This window comes from Thalassobius vesicularis, assembly GCF_004799325.1.
GTDB classification, from domain to species: domain Bacteria; phylum Pseudomonadota; class Alphaproteobacteria; order Rhodobacterales; family Rhodobacteraceae; genus Thalassobius; species Thalassobius vesicularis.
On sequence record NZ_SSMD01000012.1, the window covers coordinates 34,499 to 57,039 of the forward strand.

General features: G+C 65.9%; 13 protein-coding genes. 11 read left to right on the forward strand and 2 right to left on the reverse strand.

What is annotated here, in order from left to right; translation table 11 throughout:
* The first annotated feature begins 47 nt into the window (after positions 1 to 47).
* From E7681_RS18000 to E7681_RS18050, 11 genes are all read left to right on the forward strand, one after another.
* Entirely contained in the window at positions 48 to 2,516 is a 2,469-nt protein-coding gene (locus tag E7681_RS18000) for a phage tail tape measure C-terminal domain-containing protein (RefSeq protein ID WP_136340645.1), read from the forward strand.
* Between the two features lie 44 nt (positions 2,517 to 2,560).
* Positions 2,561 to 3,175 (forward strand): hypothetical protein, encoded by a 615-nt coding sequence (locus E7681_RS18005; RefSeq protein ID WP_136340646.1) that lies wholly within the window; start codon positions 2,561 to 2,563, stop codon positions 3,173 to 3,175.
* 12 nt (positions 3,176 to 3,187) lie between these two features.
* Positions 3,188 to 3,811 (forward strand): hypothetical protein, encoded by a 624-nt coding sequence (locus tag E7681_RS18010; RefSeq protein WP_136340647.1) that lies wholly within the window; start codon positions 3,188 to 3,190, stop codon positions 3,809 to 3,811.
* Between the two features lie 73 nt (positions 3,812 to 3,884).
* Positions 3,885 to 4,289 (forward strand): DUF6950 family protein, encoded by a 405-nt coding sequence (locus tag E7681_RS18015; protein ID WP_136340648.1) that lies wholly within the window; start codon positions 3,885 to 3,887, stop codon positions 4,287 to 4,289.
* A 3-nt stretch (positions 4,290 to 4,292) separates the two neighbouring features.
* Positions 4,293 to 11,033, forward strand: a complete 6,741-nt coding sequence (locus E7681_RS18020) for a phage tail protein (protein ID WP_136340649.1) — start codon at positions 4,293 to 4,295, stop codon at positions 11,031 to 11,033.
* Between the two features lie 2 nt (positions 11,034 to 11,035).
* Positions 11,036 to 11,545, forward strand: a complete 510-nt coding sequence (locus E7681_RS18025; protein ID WP_136340650.1) for a hypothetical protein — start codon at positions 11,036 to 11,038, stop codon at positions 11,543 to 11,545.
* A 1-nt stretch (position 11,546) separates the two neighbouring features.
* A complete protein-coding gene (locus E7681_RS18030) occupies positions 11,547 to 11,984 on the forward strand; it encodes a hypothetical protein (RefSeq protein ID WP_136340651.1) in 438 nt (145 codons plus the stop codon).
* Complete coding sequence (locus tag E7681_RS18035; RefSeq protein ID WP_136340652.1) at positions 11,981 to 12,517, forward strand: hypothetical protein; 537 nt, start codon at positions 11,981 to 11,983, stop codon at positions 12,515 to 12,517. The genes E7681_RS18030 and E7681_RS18035 overlap by 4 nt, the downstream gene beginning before the upstream one ends.
* Before the next feature lie 13 nt (positions 12,518 to 12,530).
* Entirely contained in the window at positions 12,531 to 12,773 is a 243-nt protein-coding gene (locus E7681_RS18040) for a hypothetical protein (protein ID WP_136340653.1), read from the forward strand.
* Complete coding sequence (locus tag E7681_RS18045; protein ID WP_136340654.1) at positions 12,770 to 13,270, forward strand: lysozyme; 501 nt, start codon at positions 12,770 to 12,772, stop codon at positions 13,268 to 13,270. Before E7681_RS18040 ends, E7681_RS18045 begins: the two co-directional genes overlap by 4 nt.
* Positions 13,267 to 13,521 carry a hypothetical protein gene (locus tag E7681_RS18050; RefSeq protein ID WP_136340655.1) on the forward strand — a complete coding sequence of 85 codons (255 nt, stop codon included), beginning with the start codon at positions 13,267 to 13,269 and terminating at the stop codon, positions 13,519 to 13,521. The genes E7681_RS18045 and E7681_RS18050 overlap by 4 nt, the downstream gene beginning before the upstream one ends.
* Positions 13,522 to 13,967: 446 nt before the next feature.
* Here E7681_RS18050 and E7681_RS18055 read toward each other — a convergent pair whose 3' ends face one another.
* Both E7681_RS18055 and E7681_RS18060 read right to left on the reverse strand, forming a co-directional pair.
* Positions 13,968 to 16,139: a UvrD-helicase domain-containing protein gene (locus E7681_RS18055; RefSeq protein ID WP_136340656.1), complete on the reverse strand. Its 2,172-nt coding sequence runs from the start codon at positions 16,137 to 16,139 to the stop codon at positions 13,968 to 13,970.
* Entirely contained in the window at positions 16,136 to 22,540 is a 6,405-nt protein-coding gene (locus E7681_RS18060) for a DEAD/DEAH box helicase (protein ID WP_136340657.1), read from the reverse strand. Before E7681_RS18060 ends, E7681_RS18055 begins: the two co-directional genes overlap by 4 nt.
* Position 22,541 lies beyond the last annotated feature (1 nt).

Here is a 22,541-nt window from a genome sequence, read left to right on the forward strand (position 1 = left end):
GCCAATGACGCATATGTCAATGGCGCATAGTCTGATGAGGAAAACCCATGTCCGAGAAGACCCTTTCGGTCCGCCTGTCCGCCCGGGGCGGGGGGCAGGTGAAGCGTGAGCTGCGCAGGGTCGGCGAGGCCGGGGCGCAGGCATTCGAAAGGATCCCACGCGAGGTGGAGCGGGCGAATGCAAAGCTTGCGGCGTTTGCGGGCAAGGTTCGTCTGGCCGCGATCGGAGCTGCGACGGCCGCTGCAGCGGGGGCGGTGGCGGCCACGCAATCGGCGATGACGCGGGCGTTCGAGGTGCAGCGCCAGGCGCAGGTGGCCAATGCGGATCCGGAGCTGTTTCAGGGCTGGGCGGCCGGGGCGGCGACGGTGGGGATCGAGGCCGACAAGCTGGCGGACATTCTCAAGGATGTGAACGACCGGGTGGGGGATTTCCTGCAGACGGGCGGCGGTCCGATGAAGGACTTCTTCGAGAGCATTGCGCCGCGGGTCGGGGTGACGGCGGATCAGTTTGCGCGGCTTTCCGGGCCGGAGGCACTGCAGCTTTACGTGTCGTCTCTGGAACGGGCCGGTGTGAGCCAGCAGGAGATGACCTTCTATCTCGAAGCCATGGCGTCTGACGCCACGGCGCTGATCCCGCTGCTCAGAAACAACGGCGCGGAGATGACGACGCTGGCGGCCCGCGCGGCGGATCTCGGTGTGGTGATGGATCGCAGGACGGTGGCGGCGCTTAACCGCTCGCGTCTGGCGCTGGCGGCGGTGGGGCAGGTGATGACGGGGATCGGCAACCGGGTGGGTGCTGTGCTGGCGCCGGTGCTGGAGCGGCTGGCGGGGATCCTTGTGAATCTGGCCGGTGCGACCGGGCCGGTCGGCCGGGTGCTGTCGGCTCTGTCGGATCAGATCGGCCGGCTTGCGGCCTGGACCGGAACCTTCGTGGCGCTGATTGGCGCGCGGTGGGTGGCGGGGCTGGCTGCCGCGGCGGTCACGACGCTGCGCCTTGCGGGTGCGCTGAGCGTGCTGAAGGGCGCGCTGATCCGGACGGGGATTGGCGCTCTGATCGTGGGGTCGGGGGAGCTCGTCTACTGGTTCACCCGCCTGGCGGAGGGTGCCGGGGGCTTCGGAGAGGCCATGCGGCTTCTGAAGGATGTCGCCGTTGAGGTCTGGGACCGGATCCAGCTCGGGGCCGCGGCGGCAGGGGCGCGGGCAGCGGCCATGTTTTATGACCTCAAATCCGATGCGGCCTCGGCCATGGCGTCGGCGATTGAAAGCGTGGTCGCCTTTGGCAATGCGGCGGCGAACACGTTCGAAGGGGCGTTGCTGGCGGTCAGGGCGATCTGGTCGCGCCTGCCGGAGGTGATCGGGGATCTGGCTTTTGTGGCCGCGAACCGGATGCTCGACGGGGTGGAAGCGATGCTCAACGGGGCGATCCGGCGCATAGATGCCTTCACGGGCCGGATCCGCGAGGCGCTGGCTGCCGTCGGGATTGAGACCACCTTTGGCGCGATCGGCGAGATCGATCTCGGCGATATTGCCAACCCGTTCGCCGGGGCCTCTGCCGAGGCCGGGACAGCTGCCGCCGAGGCCTTCCGGCGGGCGTTTGAAGACACCCCGCTCACGGTTCCGGATCTGGGACTGGAGGGGACTGCCGCCGAGGCGCTGGCCACGGCTGGCCGGTTCCGGCAGGCGGCGGAGGATCTGATCGCCGCCGGCAGACTGCCGCTGGAAGCCTGGCAGGCGCTCAGGGAGGCGGTCGCAGGGGCTGGCGGGGCGGGAACAGTTGCGCTCGATGCGGCGGCGGCCTCTGCCGACAAGGTGACCGGGGCGCTCGGGCGCGCCGGGGGAGCTGCAAAGGGGGCGAAGGCCGAGCTGACAGGGTTTGCCGCGGTTCAGAAGAGCCTGAGTGAGTATGCCAGGGACGCGATGAACTGGGGCAAGGGGCTGGGCGAGACGCTGGTCTCGGCCTTTCAGGGGGCGGAGACCGCGCTGCGGGGCTTTGTCGAAGGCGGCAAGCTCGACTTCCGGTCGCTGATCCGTTCGATGATAGCCGATCTTGCGATGCTGGCGATCCGGCGCAATGTCCTGGGCCCCCTTGCCACGGCGCTTGTGGGCGTATTTGGCGGGGGCGGGTCGGGGCTGGTGACAGCGGCGGTCTCGCATACGGGCGGGATGGCGGGGATGTCCGGGGTCACGCGGTCTGTGCCGGCGGCGGTCTTTGACGGTGCCCCGCGTCTGCACGGTGGGGGCTGGGCCGGGTTGCGGCCGGATGAGGTGCCGACGATCCTGCAACGGGGCGAGCGGGTGCTCTCGCGCCGGGAGGTGGCGCAGGGCGCGACCGCGCCGGCCGGGGCGGTCGATGTGCGGATCTGGGTGGATCAGGGCGGCAACTGGCAGGCGGCGGTGGAGCGGATCAGCGGCACTGTCGCGGCGGGTGTGATGCAGGCGGGGCTCCGGCAGTATGACCGGGAGGTTCTGCCGGCGCGGGTCGGGGCGATCAGCGCCGATCCCCGGAGGGTGGGCTGATGGCGCTGAGCTATCCGCTCGACCGGGATGACTTTCTGGGCGCCTTGCGGATCCGGAGCTTCAGCCTGGAGCTGGGCGAACGGATGGAGGTCTCGGGGCTGGCGGACGGGTCCGTGCTGCGCGATCAGCTGGGACCGCGGCTCTGGCGCGGGCGAGTGGAGCTGCATCCGGCACCATTTGCCCAGGCCCGGGCCATGGCGGCACGGCTGGCGCTGTTGCAGGAACCGGGGCGCAGCTTTCTGGCCTGGCCGGTAGATCAGGCCGGGCCGGCGCGGGACCCCAAGGGAACGCTGCTGGGCGCGGCAGCCCCTCAGATTGCCAGCCTCGCGCCGGATGCGCGGGACTTGTCGCTCTCGGGCCTGCCTGCGGGCTATGAGCTGAGCTGCGGTGACGGGCTGAGCTTTCTCTATGGCAGCGATCCGGTGCGCCATGCTTTCCACCGCATTGTCACCGGGTCTGTTGTGGCCGACGGGACGGGCGCGACCTCTGTGTTCGAAGTGGTCCCGTCGCTGCGGGCGGGGGCTGCCATTGGCGCGCCGGTCACGCTGCTGCGCCCGGCCTTCAAGGCGGTGCTGCTGCCCGGCACGGTTACGGCGGGCAGTTCGGAACGCGTGCGTACAGGCGGGGCGTCCTTCGAGTTCATTCAGACCCTGAGATAGGAGAGACTGGTCATGCGGGCCTTGCCTTCACCGGTTCTCGCGCGGCTTGCGGCGCGCGAGGGGATTTGCGCGCGCGTGCTGCTCTGGGTGAAAGCCCGGGAGCGCGACAGCGGGGCTGAGGCCTGCCTCGGGCTCTGGTCGGGCGAGGATCATGCGGTCTTCGTGATCGGCGGGGAGAGCCGGAGCTATTTTGGTGCCGGCGGGCTGATCTCGATGCCGCCTCTGACCTCGGAGGTAGGGCTGAACGTGCGCAGCCACCGGCTGGTACTTTCGCCGCTGGCGCCGGAGGTGAGCCAGCTCATCCGTGGATATGATCCGCGTCTCGCGCCTGTCGAGATCCATGTGGCCAGTTTTGATCCCGCCACCGGGGTATTGCTGGCCGAGCCTGCGCGGGTGTTCCGGGGGGTGATCAACACGGTCACGGTGGAAACCCCGCCTGAGGGTGGTGAGGCGCGGGTCGAGCTGGAGCTGCTGAGCGCGGCCCAGGCGCTCACCCGCACGCTTGCCCTCAAGAAATCCGCGGAAACCCTGCGCCTGCGCGCGCCCGCAGATGCGTTCCGCCAGTATATCGCCGTCACCGGCGCTGTGGAGACGGTCTGGGGCGAGGCGCGCGCCACCCGACCCGCGAACGGCTGACCCTGCGCGTTCCTGCGCGCGACTGACCTAGCGCGTCCTGCGCCCTGACATCCTCACTCTCGGAGAGATCCCGATGACCCGTCTGCCCGACTGGACCCCGCGCCTTGTGCGCTGGCTTGCCCTTGCTGCGCCGCGCCCCTTTGTGCCGGGCACGCATGACTGCGCGCTGTTCCTGGCGGGCGCGGTGGAAGCGATGACCGGGGTGGATTATGCCGCCTCCTACAGGGGGCGCTACACCACCCTGCGCGGGGGGCTGCGCATCCTGCGCCGGGACGGGTTTGCCGATCACATCGCGCTGGCTGCGCATCATCTGCCGGAGATCTCCCCGGCTGAGGCCCGTCCGGGGGACGGGGTGGTGGTGGAGACGCCGGACGGCCCGGCGCTGGGGCTGCATCAGGGCGAGGCGGTCTGGGTGCTGAGCCCCGGGCGTCTGGCGCTGGTCCCTGCGGCGCGGGTGATCCGCGCCTTCGGGGTCTGAGCCATGCCCCAGGTTGGCGCATTCTTTGCAGGCATGTTCTCGGCCGCGGCCCCGGCGATCGGGTCGGCCACGTTCGGGGCCTGGGCGGCCGGCGCAGGGGTGTCGGGCTTTCTCACTACGACGGTGCTGGGCCGGCTTCTGAGCACGGTGGCGCTGACGGCGCTGTCGCGGGCACTTGCTCCCAAACCCACGGTGCCTGGGATCCGGACGACGCAGACCCTGACCGGGGGCGTGACACCGGCGAGCTTCATTCTGGGGCGCTATGCCACCGAAGGCCAGCTGGTTTGCCCGCCGATGAGTCACGGGCGCGATGGCGGCACGCCGAATGCCTATCTGACCTATGTGATCGAGCTTGGGGATGTGCCGGGGCAGACCCTGGAAGGGATCATCGTCGATGGTCGTGCCTGTGTGCCCGACAGCGAAAACCCACACGCGGATTATGGCTTTCCGCTCCCGGAGCTCAGCGAGAGCCGGACCCGGACGCAGGTGGTGGGCAGTGATCCGGTGGATGGCTATCCGATCTATGACGAGGTCACGACCGAGACTCCCACGGCCTGGGTGCGGTATTACGATGGCACGCAGGTCGCGGCCGATCCGATGCTGATGGACCGGTATGGCGATTATCCCGAACGGCCGTGGACGGCGGACATGGTGGGGACGGGGATCTGTTATGCGATCCTGACCTTCCGGCTGGCCCGGGCGATCTACACGGGCTTTCCGCAGGTGCGCTTCGTGCTGGGGGGCATTCCGCTTTATGACCCGCGGGCTGATGACACGGCCGGTGGTGCAGGTCCCCAGCGCCGGGAGGATCCCGCCACCTGGACCCCTTCGGAAAACCCCGCCGTGCAGGTCTACAATATCCTGCGCGGCATTGCGCTGCCGGGCGGTCACGTCTGGGGCGGGGATATGGCGGCGGAGGATCTGCCGGCCGGGAGCTGGTTTGCTGCGATGGCGGCGGCGGATGCGCCGGTGGCGCTCGACGAGGAAGGCGCCAGCGAGCCGGCCTGGCGCAGTGGATACGAGGTCTTTGTTGCCGATGAGCCGGCCGGGGTGATCGAGGAGCTGCTCAAGCCCTGTTCGGGACAGCTTGCGGAGATCGGGGGCGTGTGGAAGATCCGCCTCGGGGGCCCGGGCCTGCCGGTCTTCTTCTTCAGCGATGCGGATGTGAACATCTCCGACAGCCAGCAGTTCGATCCCTTCCCGGCGCTGGCGGACACCTATAATGGCGTGCATGCGAGCTATCCCGATCCCGATGCGCTCTGGAACAGCGTCGATGCGCCGCCGCGCTATGATGCCGGCTCCGAGGCGGCCGACGGAAACCGGCGCCTCATCGCCGATCTGAGCCTGCCGGCCTGTCCCTATGCCAATCAGGTGCAGCGGGTGATGCGGGCTTATCTTGAAGAAGAGCGGCGCATGCGGCGTCATGTGCTGACGCTGGCGCCCGAGGCCATTCCGCTCGAGCCGCTCGATGCGGTGGCCTGGAGCTCGGCGCGCAATGGCTATGAGGCGAAGATCTTCGAGGTGGTCACGATCGTCGATCCGCTGGTCACCTCGAAACCTCAGCTCAGTCTGCGCGAGCGCGATCCGGCTGATTATGACTGGCAGCCGGGGTTTGCGCTGCCGGTCAGCCTGCCGAGCCCGGCCACGGTGCCGGCGCTGCCCCTCAGTGTCGGTCTGTGGTCGGTGGCGCCGACCAGCCTGCGCGGCGCCGATGGCACGGCGCGTCGTCCCGGGCTCTTGCTGAGCTGGCAGGGGGCGGATCGCGATGAGGCGGCGGGCCTGCGCTACCGGGTGCGGCTCGCGGCCACGCAGGAGGTGGTGGCCACCGGCCAGACCGAGGATGCGACCGAGGGGGCGCGGGTGATCTCGGAGGGAGTGCTGCCGGACACGGACTACCAGGTCCGGGTGGCCTGGGCCGCGCGGGACGACCGCGAAAGCCTCTGGTCGGACTGGGCTGCGGTCACGACGCCCGACACGCGGCTGGCGCCGCCGGATCTCGATCCGGGCGTGCAGGGCGCGCTCAGCGATGCGGTGAGTGCGCGGGCCGATCTCGATGCGCTGACGGATGGCTATACCGGCACGCTGGCGGGGACGGTGGCGGGTTTTGACGGGGTGATTGCGGGTCTTGAGGCCACGCTGGCGTCTGTCTCGGGGGATCTGACGGATCTCTCTGGTGCCTATGGCGCGCTCACCACCGGTTTTGCCGGCACACTTTCGGCGGCCGTTGGGGATCTTGCCGCTCAGATCGGCGGGCTTGATCAGGCGGTGATCGATGCGCGCGCCGAGGCTGCTATGGCAATTGCCCCGCTCGGGGTCAGTGTGCCGCGTGCGCCTTCCAGCGCCTGGACCATGGATCCGACCTCGACGGCAGCCCCGGTGCTGCGGCCTGCGGCGGAGGCGTCGCGCTTTGTGACGGATGACGCGGTCTTTGGGGAGTGTTTTGAGCTGGGGCCGCAGAACCAGACCCTGGCCGCGGCCTATCCGCTGAGCTTCGATCCGGAGGCCGTCTACCGGGTCGATGTCACCTTCCGGGTCACCGATGCGGGCAGCACGGGCGGCGTCCGCTGGCGGATCGGGGCCACGACCTTTGCAGGCGGGGCGATTGCCGAGAGCAATATCCAGTCGCTCACGCAGACCGCCACGCTCGCCGATGGGGTTGTGACTGCCTCGCTCTGGATCTCTGCCAGTTTGCAGACGCTGCAGGAGGCGGAGCTTGCAGACAATCTGCATCTGGCGGGATCAGGGTCGGCGAACCGGGCCTGGTTCCACCTGCGGGCCAATGTCTCGGGCGACAGCGACGGGATCGTGCATGTGGCCTCTCTCGCGGTGCGCGATGTGACCGCAGCGCTCGAGGTGGCCGCCACATTGCGCAGCACGCTCAGCGCAGAACTCGGTCAGGTCTCGGCCACGCTCGCGCAGGATTATTATACGATCACTGAGACCGATCAGGCGATCACGGCCGCCGGGCTGGCGCTGCAATCGGCGATCGGGGCTGTGGCGGCGGATCTGGCGACGAACTATTACACGCGGGCCTCGGCCGACGGCGCGATCGCGGGCGCGATCACCAGCTATCATGCCGATCTGACGGGGGCCTCCGGGGCGCTCGGACTTCTCTCTGCCGATCTGGAGACGAACTATTACACCAGCACGCAGACAGACAGCGCTATTGCCGGGGAGATCACGAGCTACAATGCGGCATTGCTGAGCCCCGCCGGCGCGGTCGGGGCGATCTCCGCGGACCTTGCGTCGAATTATTACACCATTGCCGGGACCGGGAGCGCGATTGCCAGTTCGGTCACCGACTATCACGCTGAGCTGGTCGGGGCCTCGGGTGCTCTGGGCCTGCTCGCAGCGGATCTGAGCACGAACCACTACACCATCACCGAAGCCGATCAGGCCATTGCCGGCTCTCTTACCGAGTATACGTCCTCGCTGCTGGCCCCCGGCGGTGCGATCGGCGCGCTTTCGGCAGATCTTGCGCAGAACTATTACACCAGAACCGAAGCCGACAGCGCCATTGCGGGTCAGATCACCAGCTATGATGCCCAGCTTACGGGTCCGGCCGGTGCGCTTGGATCGCTGTCGGCGAACCTCACGCAGAACTATCTGACCCGCACCGAGACCGGCACAGCAATTGCCCTTTCCGCGCAGCGGATGCAGGCCCGGTCCGAACGCCGCCTTATGGCGGCGGCCGCCTGCCTGCCGCAGATCTGCATGGTCTCGGGCAGCTATGAGTTTGCGGCCTTCGAAGACGGGACGGTCCTTTACAGGGATGGCGCGCGGGTGCTGACGCTGGATCGGGGAGAGATCTCCGCGCTGGCTTGTACGCGCGGCGAGCGCTTCACCAGTGACAAACCCTTCGTGGCTTCGCTTGCGGGCAATCCCGGCTATGGGACGCCACTTGGGTCAGAAGGCATGGCGGGCACGCGCTTTGCGCATGCCTTCACCCGCGACACGCCGGTTACCACCACGATCCTGCCGCTGGCCTCGGGGCGCTGGCGCGCGCGCACCGGACCGGTCGATGATGGGGATCTGAGCGCCGAGCCCTGGCAGGAGATGGCAGCCGGGACCTTCATCGATCTGAGCGACAGCAGAAGCGGCGAGATCTTTGTTCATGTCGAAACCACCGCATATGTGCTGGTGCATCGTCGCGGGGGAGGTACATCGGACGGCGAGCTGATCAGCCCGGCGGCGCCGGAACTGATGGCACTCAATGACTGGCCGTCGATGATTGCGCCGCCCGTCGGGGTGGTCGTTCAGAACTCCGGTGCTTATTACGCTTCCAGCGACGGGGAAACCCTGCTGTGGAGCTTTGCCAGTGGCGATGGCGCCGGCAGTGACGCGGAAACACATATGCCGGTCGCGGCCTGTGGCGATGAATATTGCCTGGCCCAGACCGGGATCGCCGACTATTTCCTGGCCACGATGGACCAGCCTTCGGTGATCACCGTCACCGACCGGACCGGGACGATGATCGGCACACATGCGCTGGCTGCCTTCGATACGCTGCAGATCGGTCTGGAAAGCGGTGCGGGGGCTCAGATCAGTTCTGAGGGGCCGTTCTACTTCAGCGGCAGCGCACCGTTCTTTCTGCGTGCCAACAAAACCTCGGACGAGTTTGTCGCGGTGGGCTACCGGCGCGCCGCACGCCAGGAGGTGGAAAGTGCGGCGCTGACGGGCGCGATCAATGATATCCGCAATCTTGAGACCAATGCACTGACGGGTACGGCTTTTGCGACGATGTTGCAGGCGCTGCAGGTCGATGCGGCCGGCAATTCGGCCTTCGTGTCGCTGTCCGGAACAGCGCTGGCCAATCTGCAGGGCTATCTGGCGGCCAGTGCATCGCTGACGGCGGAGCTCTCAGGTGGTCAGATCGCGGGGCTGCGCGCGACGGTCTACGATGGGGCCGGAGGGGCAAGTCCGGGTGCACTTCTCGAGCTCATCGGGGATACGGTGATTGCACCTGGTACGATCTCGACGAGCCGTCTCGTGGTGTCGGATCTGACAAACTTTGCGGCCGGTTGCGACTTTGAAACCGATGCCGGCATTCCCTTCGATGTCGCGGCGGCCGGGTTCGTGCTGGACGACACGGTCTGTCTTACCGGCGCACGGTCGCTCAGGATCAGTCATGCAGCGGTCACGGCGCCCTTCTTTAACGACATGATCGTCTCCCCGGGCTCAGAGATCTATGCGGAGCTCCACGCCCGGAAATCCCCAGACTGGGATGGGGACGGGGCCAATGCGAAGCTGCGCTTTGGTAATAACACAACAGGTGCAAACAGCTATGTCGCGGCGATCCCGCTTGGGACCGGTGACTTCAGTGCCGCTGACAGCTGGGAGCGCAAAACGCTGGTCGTCACGGTGCCGGCGGGCTGTACGCGCCTGAGCGTGAGCCTCATGTTCGCCAGTGCGGCGGCCAGTGCCGGCAGCATCTGGCTCGATGGCATCGTCATCCGTCACAGAAACGGCGGTGAGCTCATCGTGGATGGCGCGATCACCGGGGATCATGTCGCAAGCCAGACGCTGAGCTCGGAGCATGTCCTGGCCGGGGGGATCTCTGCGGACAGGCTGGCGATCGGTATGGGCGGCAACCTGATCGAGGATCCGGTCTGGGCAACCGGGACTGAAGGTATCGGCACATGGACCGCCAACGCGACCCTCAACGCCGAGACGACCGTCGACCTGCGTCCGCCGGGGCAGTGGGCGGGGGTAAACTTCCCGACCATGATGATCTTCCAGGACGGTACGACGGTTGCGGATTATTACCTCTATCTCAAACGGGTCGGTGCGGGTTATGGCAATGGCCAGTGTTTCCCGGTTGAGCCGGGGCAATGGTATGATGGCAGTGCGCATGTCTCCACGCATCGCTGTGGTGGTCAGTTGCAGATCCGCTGGCGCGATGGCTCCGGCACCGATCTGGGTGGGCCTGCGAGCGTGGAGCTCAGCAACAATCTTGCGGGCTCTTCCGGCAATCCTGATGCCTGGGCGCGCTATGGCGTGAGGGGGCAGGCGCCGTCGGGCGCGGTGATGGGGCAGGTCGTGCTGCGCAAATACGGCACAAATCCGGGAGAGGCGAACAGCTACGTCTTTGTGCACAAGCCGATGCTGGCGCAGACCCATGCCCATGCCTCGGCCTCGCCACCCTGGTCCCCCGGCGGGCAGACCTCGATTGCCGGCGATCAGATCCGTACCGGGGCGATCCGGTCTGCCAACTTCGTCTCAGGCGTGGCGGGCTGGAGCATCGACACCGTCGGCAATGCCGAGTTCAACAGCCTGATTACCCGCGGCGCGCTGATCGATGGCGCGGCCTCGGACGGGGGCGCGATCGTGGCCCATGCCGGCGGAGTGGTCGCGGTTCAGAATACCGTGGCGGCGGTTCTGGCCACGGGCCCGCTGCAGCACGGGCAGCTCTGGCAGATCGGCGTGATGTCGGAATACCGCCGCCATTCGAGCTACAGCTACGAGGCCAAGACCACTGTGACGGTGAATGTGGAAACGCGGTTCCGGGTGCAGATGCGCGTGAAGAGCGCCGGGGTCTGGTCGGGCTGGGCCACGGAGTTCACCGCCCCTTACAGCTCGAGCCCGGTCTGGACGTCGGACAATTACCTCTTCAGCCGGATGGGAAGTTTTGAAGACATGGAAATCCGGCTGCTCTGCGAGCTCTCGGCCACGCCGGATCCGGCCACTCCGGGCCAGAGCAATATCCGCAATGCCTCGGTCTTTGCCCGGGCGCTGGAGCGTTAGACATGCCTCTCTTCGTCAAACTCGACGCGGCCGGTCTGGTGACCGGGGTTCTGCGCCATGCGGCGCGCCCGGGGCCGGACTGGCTGGAAGTGGTACCGGCCCGGGATCAGGAGGTCCCGGCGCAGGTGGTGATGCGGCCCGATGGGGTGGAGGTTCTGGAGGAGGCGCATGTGCGGGCCTTCGTGACCCCGTCCGGAACGATCGGACTTCGGGATGGGCCTGCCGGTCTGGTGCGCCTGTCGCGCATGCGTGCTGAGGGTGCCGAGCTGCTGTCCCGGCCGCTGCCTGGCGTGCTGACCGAAGAGGTGGAGGGCTGGCGGATTACGGATCTGCCTCAGGGCGCTCAGGTCGAGATCCATGATCTGAGCGGCGGCGAGGTGCTGGCGCGGGTCATGCCGGAGGGGGCCGGGGCGGAAGTCAGCTTCTCTCTGACAGATCCCGGGCGCTACGCGGTCGAGATCACGGCACCGGCGCCCTACCTGCCGGTCACCCATCTGATGGAGGTTTCCTGACATGCTGATCCTGTCCCGGTCCGGGCAAAGCAAGGCGCGCGAGCTTGAGCACCATGCCAGCGCGGGCATTGCCGCGATCAATGCGGCGGTGGATCAGGCGCGGCGGCGCTACATAACCCCGATTGCCGGTCAGGACATGATCTACCGGGAAAAACAGGCCGAGGCGGAGCGCTTCCTGGCGCTGGATCCGGTGCCCGACGCGGAAAGTCTCGATCCGGGGGTGTTTCCCTTCATTGCGGCTGAAAGCCATGCCACCGGACAGACACCTCAGGAGGTCGCTGCCCTCTTTGAGCGTCTGGCCACCGAGTGGCGCCAGCTCGGCGCCCAGATGGAAGCGCTGCGCATCGGGGCCATCGCGCGGGTGCGGGCCGCCGCAGGCCCTGCGGACATCGGGGCTGCGGTTGCGGAGGTCGTGGCGCTTCTGGAGGGTCTGTCATGATCACGATTGAGGCTTTCGATCTGGCCGGATTGCGGTTGCGCTGGCCGGACATCGCCCGGCTGCAACAGGACGTGCCACACGAGCAGGACCTGCATTACCTCGCGGATCTGGCTGGTCGTGGCGCCCGGGCGGTTCTCGCGCGGCAGGGCTGGCGCATTGTCGGCAGCTATCTGCATCTGCCAGCCACAGAGGTGCCGGCTCTGGCCGGGAATGCGGAGTTTGTTGCGGAACTTGCCATGCTGGAGATCGGGCTCGGGGAACTGAGCGTGGCCACGCATATCTATGTTGATGGCGCGGTCCGGGGGCAGGGGCTCTCGGTCCGCCTGGCCGCGGCGCGGGCCCGGGATGCGCTGGCCTGCGGCATGACCCATGGCGTGCTCTTTGCCGCCCAGACCCCCGAGATCCGGAGCTGGGCCGGGCGCTGGCCGGGAATCCTCACGACCGGTGTGGCAGATGCGGACGGCCGGGCGATCTGCCTTGTGCCGCTCGACGGGCTGCACGGGGCGGCAACGCCACAGAGCTCTCACGCATAAAAGGACAGGAAACATGTTGGACAGGATCGAGGACGCGCTCTTCTGGGCGGTCAGTTCTCTTGTGGGGGCGATTGCCTCGGGTACGCTCTGGCTCATCCGGCGGGTGATCACCAATCAAAAGCAGATCGAATTGCTGCAGGCCGAGCTCAGCACCAGAGAAAAGCAACGCGATGAGGATCGCGAGCGCATGGCCAAGATCGAATCCGGTGTCGAGCGGATCGAGGGCGTGCTCATGAAACGGGGAGCAGACAGATGAGAGTTTACAGAAAAGCCGGGCTGGGTCTCGCCAGTGCGGCGGTGCTGGCCGCTGCCATTCCCGGTGTCCGTCATTGGGAGGGGCGCAGCCTGCGCGCCTATCAGGATATTGTCGGGATCTGGACCATCTGTGACGGGGTTACCGATGGGGTGAAACCCGGTGATCTCGCCACCCCGGCGGATTGCGATGCGCGGCTCATGCAGGAACTGCGCAGCCATGCCGAGGGGCTCTCGGCCTGTATCGACGATCCGCTCGAGGCTCAGATCCCGCGCCAGACCGCGGCAGCCCTTCTCTCCTGGACTTACAATGTCGGAGTTGGCGCTGCCTGCGGCTCAACCCTGGTACGGCATCTGAATGCCGGGAACTGGGCCCGGGTCTGTCCCGAGCTCTCGCGCTGGACCCGGGCTGGCGGGCAGGTCATCCGCGGGCTCGTCAACCGCCGTGCCGCCGAGCGCGCTGATTGCGAGGCCGGACTGCATGAGGCGGGGCTGATATGATCGGGCGGCTTGCCGTGCCGGTGCTGATCGGTGTGTTGGGGGCGGTCCTCGGCTGGAGTGTGCTCCTGCATCGTGAGAACCGGCAGCTGGTCCGTCAGATCTCCGTGCTCGAAGGGCAGATCTCCGGCTGTCAGGCCCGCACCCGCAACATCACAAAGGACAAACAAAGCGATGCGACTGTTGCTGATCCCCGCACTTACCACGTGCCTGAGCGCTGGCTCCTGCCTGACCCCGACGCCGCCCGCGATTGAAGCGGCGCTCTTCTGCGATGTCGAGGAACCCCGGCGGTTTACCCAGGCCGAGATCGACTGGCGTAGTGAAAACGCGCCGTGGAACCTCGCGCGGGACTTCAGGACCAACCTCAGTTGGGAACGGGAGTGTGGGGGAGGGATATAATCCTCCGGGGTGCGGTCTTCGCCAAATCCTGGGTCAACGAGTTTGCGTTCGATATCGGGAAATAGCCGCCAGCTGGCATGTGACCGCGAAGGTGGTGGGGATGAGAGCCAGGGCCTGGACGGGGCAGGCTGGAAGCGCCGCAGCCACAAATTTGGCAGAGCTGAGCGAGTGTTTGCGGCCAGACCTATTGCTTCCGTTAGGCGAATGGGGGCTTGCCATCGCAATACGTTTGTGGCCGCTTCGCTAAGATGTGGGTAAAGCACAGTACTATCGATGCGGAACATTTGTAGTCTCCACCGTTTTAAGGGCGCATGATTTTGCTGGGGTGTCCAGACCACGAAATCCGCAATGACTTCTTCGCCCGAGTGGCGGCGACGTGCAGAAGGGAGCGATACTGAGTGACGATATCTTCGCGATCAGCTGCATCAACGGCCGATTTCAGTGCCCCGGGCGGTGGGAAGGCGGACTCGGCCAGGAAGGGGATCGCCACGGCGAAAAACTCCAGCCCCTTGGCGCGGTGCATTGTCGTGATCCGGACCCCGGGCACGGACCGGTCATCAGCGCCAGCCTGGAGAACCACTGTCTCGATACCGTCCGCCCGCAGCGCCGCGCTAACGCGCTCAACATCTGCGCGGCGCGCACAGAGGATTCCGATGTCCGAAAGTCGCACGTTTTCCGATGGGAGACTGCGAACCCAGGTTGAAACCCCTTTCAGTTCTTCGACTTCCGAAGTGCAGCCGACCAGTTCAGGCGACACACCATGCAGGAGGCTGACATAGCCCTTGAGGGTATCGCTTCCCTCATCGAGATCATCGACGCTGACGCCTTCCAGAACCGAAACAGCCCACGACCTGATTTCCTGCGTCGTCCGGTAGTTGAGCCTGAGCCGCTTCGAGCGGCCGCGCACGTTGATCCCGCAGCCCGCCATACTGGCGCGGCGCCCATAAATCCTCTGGTGCGCATCGCCCACGATGAAAAGGGAATTTCGATCCCCGGATGGACCTTCCGGGACGATCGCCCGGATCAGACGGAAGGCCTGCTCGCCCATGTCCTGCGCCTCATCCACGATCACGGCCGCATAGGGGAGGTTCGGTGCCTCGGAGGACAGGATTTCGATCGCTTCACGATAGGCATCATCCGGCTCGGCGAGCCCCTCACTCACCACTCGGGCTCGATAGTCAGCGAAGATGTCCCATAGAGCGGCCCGTTTTCGGCGGTCAAGCGGCGTACCGCGTCCGGCCCGGGATACCTTGAGGTAGGCCCTTTGATCCATCAGACCTTTCGCCTGAACGATCTGTGCCCATTCCGCGCGGATGAACGGTTCCGAGAGGCCCTCGGGAAGCTCATGGTCGTCGAACACTTCGCGCCAGATCTGGTCCAGCCGGTCCCGCGCTTCCCCGAAGAACGCGACCTCGCGGGCGAAGCTTTTGCGCTTGAGGAACTGGGAGACCCAGCGATCGAGGTTGATCACTTCGATCCGGGGCGGCCGGGCAGCCAGATGCTCCGGGCAGAGGGTCCGGAGGTTCGCTTCGATATCCTGTGCGAGACTGGTCGTGAACGTGGTCAATAGAACCCTTTGACCGGCCCTGGTCAGATCCTGTTCGATCTGATCGGCTAGGTGCTTCGCCCGGTGCATGGCGACGACGGTTTTCCCGGTCCCGGCGCCCCCGCGCACCATGGCCGGGCCGTTATAGTCCCGGTAGGCGAGCTTGCGTTGATCGGGGTGCAGGAACACCCGCCAGCCTTCGAGCCCTTCCTCGAAGACGCGCCGCAGTTCCTTTTCATCTTCGGGGATGAAGATGGTCTGGCGGCTCTCCTCGGTCTCGATCATTTGATCGAAGGTCAGGTCGGCCGGTGGGGTTTCCGGGGCGGTTTCCGTCTCTTCCGGAACGCCCGTCAAAGCATAGACTTCCTCGTCGGAATAGCCCGCAGCGAGCGCATAGAGGATCTGATAGGTCAGCGGGTCGAACCCCTCTTCCGCCTCTTCGAGCCCCTCGATCGATGTAAGCGCCCGGACGGCTGGGATTTCTTCGTCCGGAACACCGAGGGCCTTCAGCCGTTTATCGGTCACTGCCGAGAACAGTCGCGGCTCTTCCGCGACTTGGGGCGCAGCCTCGACGACGGTCACGTCGAGTTCCTCAACGACGCGGATCCGGTTCGTGTCCGGGTCCAGTTTGACCCGCCGGTTTCCGGCCCAGCGGTAGGCCTTGTCGTGTTCGTTGACGTGCACGAACATGATGTCGCGGCCGACCTCGAAAGCGATGGCCCGGTACCCCTGATCGACCCGGAGGGATTTGATCGAGCTGTCTTTCGCACCCTCCACAGTCTCGAGGTTGAGCCCGTTCGCGGACGGGTCCGACATATAGCGGGTCATCATATCCATGAAGCGCAGCGCCACCTTGTCGGGGAGCTTCCGCAGGCTTTTCATGCAGCCGATGTCATAGGAGACCCGCTTGTTGATCGCGTCCATCATGTGTTCATCTCCTGTAGTGCCTGTATAACTCTGGTGACCGTCTCGCCGATTGGATCGCTCTCCGGATCAAACGGGATGAGCCGCCAGCTCCCCCCCTCGCATGGCGTTTCCGCGATCGCGACGCCAGCCCCCTCCCAGCCAAACTCCATCATCCCCACGACCCGCCCCTCGACGAGGAGGTCATCCCCGAACCGGTCCGGGCCTGGCACTTCGGCTGCGATCAGGGCGTCGATCAGGGGGTGGAACAGGTCATCACAAAGGGCCCGGGCCTCGAGCCAGGCTTCGGTGTCCGCATCCGTCGGCCCGGTCCCGACCGACATATCGGGTGGCGAGAGCGTGTCGAGACCCGCCAGTTCAACGTGGAAACCGCGCACTCCCTGGAACAGATTGACGAGCCGCCAGAGACCACGCCAAGCCTCGGCGTAGAGGGCTTTCGCCGCAGGTTCGTGGCCCGGATCAGGGAGTTCCGCGCGCAGTAGAAGTCGAATATCGGCGTCTGTTCCCGCCCATTCCGTCGGAGAGATCTGCTTGCAGGCCAGATAGAGGTCGAGCACTCCCGCCCCGACATGCTCCGTCAGGCCCGGTGTCAGCAGGAACTGCCGCCCCTCTTCCGTCAGGGAGGCCTGGTGTGGCAGCTGATCGAGCGGACGCCCGGTCGCAACGAAGCCCCGGGTCAGAATCGAACGGCCCGGAAGTCCATCGTCCCGTGCACCATCCAAAAGGCGCCAGAAACCCTCAAGGGAGCTTTCCCCCTGAAGGGCACGGACACCGTCGATGTGATCTGCGAAGCCCGGGAAGGCGCACACCCGGGCGAGCCGTCCGACCTTCTCCCCGCTCAGGGCCGGTTCCGAGAGCGGATTAAGGTAGGACCGGTTCTCTGCGTCGAGGTCTGCCCAGGCGAGGGTCCAGACCCTAACCTGACCAGACCGGATCATCAGGATCCGGTCGAGCAGGTCCTGGGCGACGGTATCGGCGTGATACTCAAGGCCATCCATCTCCAGAACGACGGGCACCGCTCCGGTCTGACCGGTGGGTGTAAGAAGGAAATCGACCCGTTTGCGGGGGAGACCCTTGAAACGGGCATCGATCTGCACCTGGGGTTCGATCGTCCAGAGACGAGGCCGGTCTTTCGGACCCGCGCGCAGCACAAAACCGCGACGCCCGCCCGAGAGAACCTGCGGGGTCAGTGCATCGTCCCCATACCGGTTCGCAAGGGCGTTCAGGAGGCGCTTCTCAAGCGCACTTTCGACCATGGCGTCCCGGATCGACGCGTCGATCCCGGTCTCGGTCCGGCTGAGGCTGTCCCACTTCTGCAGGATCGCGTCCATCATTTGACGGGCTCGATCCCGATCCGGCTCGCCAGGTCCGAACTGGAAGCGGTACGGCTTCACGCAGCGGAAGCAGCCGTTCCGGTCCGGTTCCTGGTTACAGGGACAGTCCCGTAGCGCCTCCGCCGCACGACTGATCACCGCCTTCATCGTGTCCGGGTGCTCACCAACCTGTCGCAGATACCCGGACCCGCCAGGGACCGCATCATAGAGGTAGAGGCTGCGGACGGTGGTCATCCCGTCGAGCTGGGCTGCGAAGATCGTGGAGCGGAGGTGGTCGACCTTCCCCGCGAAGTGTCGGCGCATGCCAAGGTTGATCGCCGCGACGAAGCTCTTCAGATCATCGTCATCCGCCTCGCCGACGACTGGGATCACGATCCGGATCGCTTCGGTATCAAACTTCCGCATCAGGAAGACCCCGGTCTCCCATCTCTCACGGGCGAGATCCGGTTCGCGAATGACCTTACAGCTAGGCGGATGGGTCCCACGATCGTCCTGGTCCTTCGCCGGCCTCTGCAGCGTGCCGCAATGACGGCAGATCAGGAACGGCTGCGCGGGTCTCTTCTCGCCGGCGATTTTCGGGCCAGGAAGTGCGGATTTCGGGCCGAAGTTGAAATCCCGGAAGGTACAATTGGGCAAGAACTCGAACCCGAAGGGCGCACCATTGTCCCGGCTCGTGAACCACGAAGAGGCGATGTCTTCCGGCCCGTGGAAGGGCATGAGAACTCGGTCGAACTGACGCTGGTCGCGCTGATCCCCATCTCGGATCGCTGCCTTCTCCTCGCTGTCGACAGAGATCACGGATTTGAGCTGGACGACATCGTGGTTGGACCCAGAGTCGGACCACATCTCATCCCCGCAGCGCGGGCATGTGTTGGTTTCCGCGCCCTCAATCCGGTGCGCGACATGGGAACAGGAGGGACAGAAGGTCCAGCGGTTCAGATCTTCCTTCCCGATCTCAATCCTCTCGATTTCGACCTGTCGCCCGTTCGCATAGAAGAACTGGCCCGGTGCGAACTCTGACAGGGCCGAGCTGGCCGGTCGGGAATACTCCACGTAGAGAAGTCCGTCCTCGTCCTTCGACGCGGTCTTGGAAGGATCGTTGCGGCGCGACAGGATCGAGGTGAGTTTCACGCCCTCTTCCGGGAAGGCGTAGTTCGGCAGGATCCCTTTGTCGGTGAGGAATTTGATAACCGCCACGTCGTCGATCCCGCTGCGGATCAACCGGTTGATCTCGGTTCGGTCACGCGCGATCTCGCCCTCGCGATTCTCGAACTCGTCATCGGTCAGCTCGGCGCGCCGTTTCCGCAGCCGGGTCAGCTCCTTCGTGGCCTCCTCGCGCTTCTCGATCAGTCGAGCCTTCTCGGCGGCAGCGCCATCGAATGCCGCGCCGATCCGCCATCCGATCGAGGTTTGATCAGTCCCGGTCAGGAAGCCGCGAACCCGGTTCACCAGGTCAGTGCGCGCCTGAACATCTGGCGGAAGCCCTGCCAGGAAGGCCGTCGCCAACTCGTCCCCTCTGGCTCGGACCAAATCCAGCCATTCAATGGGGAAACCCTCCGTCGCCCCGGAGGAGCGGCGTTTCAGGACATCGCGCACCTTCCCGTAATCCCCCGCCTCGGCGGACGCCGCGACATAGGTATCGAGGGTGAAGGCCGTCACCTGACGCAGAAGGACCTCTTCGGCCGCGAGGAAGACCCCCGGTGGGCGCACCTGCCCCGCCAGCATCGGGGTCGGATCTTCCCAGAACTGAAGGTCGTGGGCCCGCGAATTGGCGAGGACCATGTTCAGGGCATTCCCGTCGCGCCGCCCGCTCCGGCCCATCCGCTGGACGTAATTCGCCTCCTCCGGGGGCACCGAGCCCAGAAGCAGGGTCGAGAGGTCCCCGATGTCGATCCCCATCTCAAGAGTTGGGGTCGCGGAAATCAGGTTCGGTGCCCACCGTGTCTCGCCCGTGATGAACCCGGTCTCGACCCGCAGCCGCTCATCGGTTTCGAGGATGCCGGTATGCTCGCGCGCGACCACCCGGTGGTTTCGGTTGGATTGAAGGGATCGGCGCAGAGCCGGGCGCGGCGGCATGCCCGCTACCACAAGATGCCCGGAACAGCCGATCTTGGTGCAGGGGGATCCCGCCGCAAAAGCCTCGTTCTCCTCGAGCGCCGTCTCCTGCCGACCACAGCGATCACAGGTGAGCCCGATTGTCCGGGTCGTGACCGTGATCTTGTCCGGGTCGATCAGCCAGGCGTGCCGGTTCTGCCCGTCCGGGCCGTTAACCCGGCGCAGGATGCTGTCCGCCTCAAGGCGCTGCAGAACCATCGGGTAGATCGTATCCGGGTCCGTTCCATAGCGGATATCTTCCGGACCCAAGGTCCGGAAGAGCCAGTCCCGATACCAGCTCACCCCCTGCGATTTCGTGATGCGCTCATACCCGATCGGTGGGTAAGCCAGCGTTACCGGGATGGGCGCAAGGCCGCGCCGACTGTCCGGGGTCGGAAGCGTTCCGGTCCTGCCGACCCCCATTTGGGTCGCCGCTGCGAACCAGTTCAGGCCGCGAGCGCCCGAGGCCGTGGCAATCGCGCTGGCGATATAGGGATGCGCGACAGACCCTTGGCGGCGCATGCGCTGCACAACACCCGAAAGGAACCGGGTGAGAACCGCGGGATCAATGTCCGGGGCACCGGGGAGGTCGTTCTTGAGCTCGCGGGCAAGCCGTTCCGCAGAGGCGCTGAGGAGGTCACTGGAGACATCCGCTGCGGCCATGCCGTTCGCTTCAAGCGCGTGACTGAAATGCGAGCGATAGCTCAGGTCGACGAAATACTCCCACCCGAGACGCAGCGTCATATGACGAAGGAAGCCCGTATCGGTGATCGAGGTCCCGGCTCGGATCAGGTCCTGATATCGGCTCCGCCACGTCTGCTCTTTCGGAATATAGAGCGCGGTGAAGGCATCCGGCCCATGTTTTTCGAGCTCCGCGGCAGGAACGGTTTCGATCACCTCCGCGAGGCTCATCCCATCGGTTTCGGCTTCCTCAAGGGCGGTGAAGAGGGATTTCTGGTAGACCGAGAGGGCGTTCCGGGTCTCGGCCACCGCCGCCCGGTGCGCCGCATCCTGCACGGAATCCGAGAACATCAGAAACCGCGGCTTCGCCTCCGGCTCTTCCTCGTTCTGAGCAGAGGTATAGAGGGTCCCCGTGATCCCGGTCGTCAACCGGGCGGCCCGCATCCCGAAGAGCAGGAGACCGCGCGCCTGACCGCAGGCCGGGCAGGATCGGTCGATCCGCCCGCTCGTTGCATCCGTCGGGTCATACATCCAGACCGGTGCGGCGGGACCGGTTTCGAGATTGTCGTGGTCCGACGGGGTAAATTCGATACTTTCGGCGTCCAGAAGCCCCTTCACGATCCGCACACCGCCGCCGGACGCCGGGATCATCCGATCAAGGGTCTCATGATAGAAGAGCCGGATCTTTCCGCCGGCGTTGTCATCGAAAAACTCTTCGTAGAGCTGCTCGAGCGGGGCCCAGCAGGCGGTCGAGTTCGGGTTCAGCCGCCCGACATGGGCGGTGGCCCCGCAGCGGTTACAGTTCACGATCGGGAGCGAGCGACGCAGGGCGTGCCTGTCGAGATCGAGGGCGTGGAACAGGTCCATCCGGGACCTGACGCCCCCCGCCTCGGTCCGGGGCAGATTCGTCACCATCCGCGCCATTTCGCGGATCCAGAGCTGAAGCCGGACGTTGAACAGGGGCCTTGGACTCTCGGCCGAACCGGACCGGGCCCAGGCGACCAGCGCCACGACCAGCTCCGCGAGCGCGCGGTGATCAGCCTCGGACCAGTCCCGCAGGACCCGGACCTGTCCGAGCCCGGCTGCGATTGCCTCAAGCGGGGCCGGACCTTTATGTTCGGCGATGATCTTGAGGACCCGCTGACAGAGATGGTGTTCTTTCAGCCGCTCACCAAGCGCGATCCGCCAGGCTGGATCAGCGGCATCGCCCTCGTCGAGGAAGGCGAGGTCCGGATCGGCCCGGTCCGGAAAAAGGGCTGTCGCCAGGCGATGTGCGGCGGCGGCCTGGTCCATTTCTTCCGCTTCGCGCAGGGCCGCGTGGATGTCCGTCGGATCCGGCCGCTCGAGATATTCCGGGTCTCCGAACACCTCGTTCGGCGTCTTCCGGGTCTCCGTCACCACCGCCCCTTCATCGAAGGGTTCCCCGAAAATCGTCTCGGCATACCGCCGCAGATCGACCTTCGCGTCTTCACCCGCGCCGAGCGTGGCCGAAGACCCCACGCAGATCAGATGACCTTTCGGGGTGTTCAGGCGGTGTTTCAGGCGGCGCAGCAGAAGGGCGAGGTCCGCCCCTTGCGCCCCGTCGAAGGTGTGCATCTCGTCCACCACCAGAAACCGGAGCGTCTCCGGGTCGTTCTGCGACCAGAGCGGCTTGTCCCGGCCGCGCAGCAGGAGATAATCCAACATCTTGTAGTTCGTGAGAAGAATATCTGGCGGGTTTTTCCGCATCGTTTCCCGATGCGTGATCACGCTGTCCGCCGTCACCTCATGGGTCGCGTTACTCGGTTCCTTATCCGCATAGATCCCGGCCCGAACCCCGCTCAGGGACGGGATACTGGAGATCGCAGCCGCGATCCGGCGCGCCTGGTCGGTGGCCAGCGCGTTCATCGGGTAGATCAGGATTGCCTTGATCCCGGGCTTCCCCTTGTTCCGCCGACAGTGGTCCAGGATCGGCCACAAATAGGATTCCGTCTTACCCGACCCGGTCCCGGTCGCGACCAGCGTCGAGCGCATCGTCGCCCCGCTCAGCCTGGCGAAGGCGTCCGTCTGGTGCTGGTAGGGGGCGAATTTCAGCGGCACCTCCGGGAAGGGTTGCGCCCATGTCTCCTCCTTCGCCCCGTCGATCTGCCGGAACGGCATGTCGACCGAGATCCACGGCCCCTTCAGGAAATTCGCGGGCTCGGCGATGAACCGGTCCACCATCCCCTCGAAGGCGGGGCTGGAGCTGTTCAGCGTCGTGTGGACCAGTTCGCGCAGGCTGTCCTGCACATGACGGGCGAGGAGGATCGGGTTCATC

Coding starts and splice junctions, on each gene's coding strand:
- E7681_RS18040 (WP_136340653.1), top strand. CDS start 12,531: ATGTTGGACAGGATCGAGGACGCGCTCTTCTGGGCGGTCAGTTCTCTT.
- E7681_RS18055 (WP_136340656.1), bottom strand. CDS start 16,139: ATGATGGACGCGATCAACAAGCGGGTCTCCTATGACATCGGCTGCATG.
- E7681_RS18050 (WP_136340655.1), top strand. CDS start 13,267: ATGATCGGGCGGCTTGCCGTGCCGGTGCTGATCGGTGTGTTGGGGGCG.
- E7681_RS18025 (WP_136340650.1), top strand. CDS start 11,036: ATGCCTCTCTTCGTCAAACTCGACGCGGCCGGTCTGGTGACCGGGGTT.
- E7681_RS18000 (WP_136340645.1), top strand. CDS start 48: ATGTCCGAGAAGACCCTTTCGGTCCGCCTGTCCGCCCGGGGCGGGGGG.
- E7681_RS18035 (WP_136340652.1), top strand. CDS start 11,981: ATGATCACGATTGAGGCTTTCGATCTGGCCGGATTGCGGTTGCGCTGG.
- E7681_RS18010 (WP_136340647.1), top strand. CDS start 3,188: ATGCGGGCCTTGCCTTCACCGGTTCTCGCGCGGCTTGCGGCGCGCGAG.
- E7681_RS18015 (WP_136340648.1), top strand. CDS start 3,885: ATGACCCGTCTGCCCGACTGGACCCCGCGCCTTGTGCGCTGGCTTGCC.
- E7681_RS18030 (WP_136340651.1), top strand. CDS start 11,547: ATGCTGATCCTGTCCCGGTCCGGGCAAAGCAAGGCGCGCGAGCTTGAG.
- E7681_RS18020 (WP_136340649.1), top strand. CDS start 4,293: ATGCCCCAGGTTGGCGCATTCTTTGCAGGCATGTTCTCGGCCGCGGCC.
- E7681_RS18060 (WP_136340657.1), bottom strand. CDS start 22,540: ATGAACCCGATCCTCCTCGCCCGTCATGTGCAGGACAGCCTGCGCGAA.
- E7681_RS18045 (WP_136340654.1), top strand. CDS start 12,770: ATGAGAGTTTACAGAAAAGCCGGGCTGGGTCTCGCCAGTGCGGCGGTG.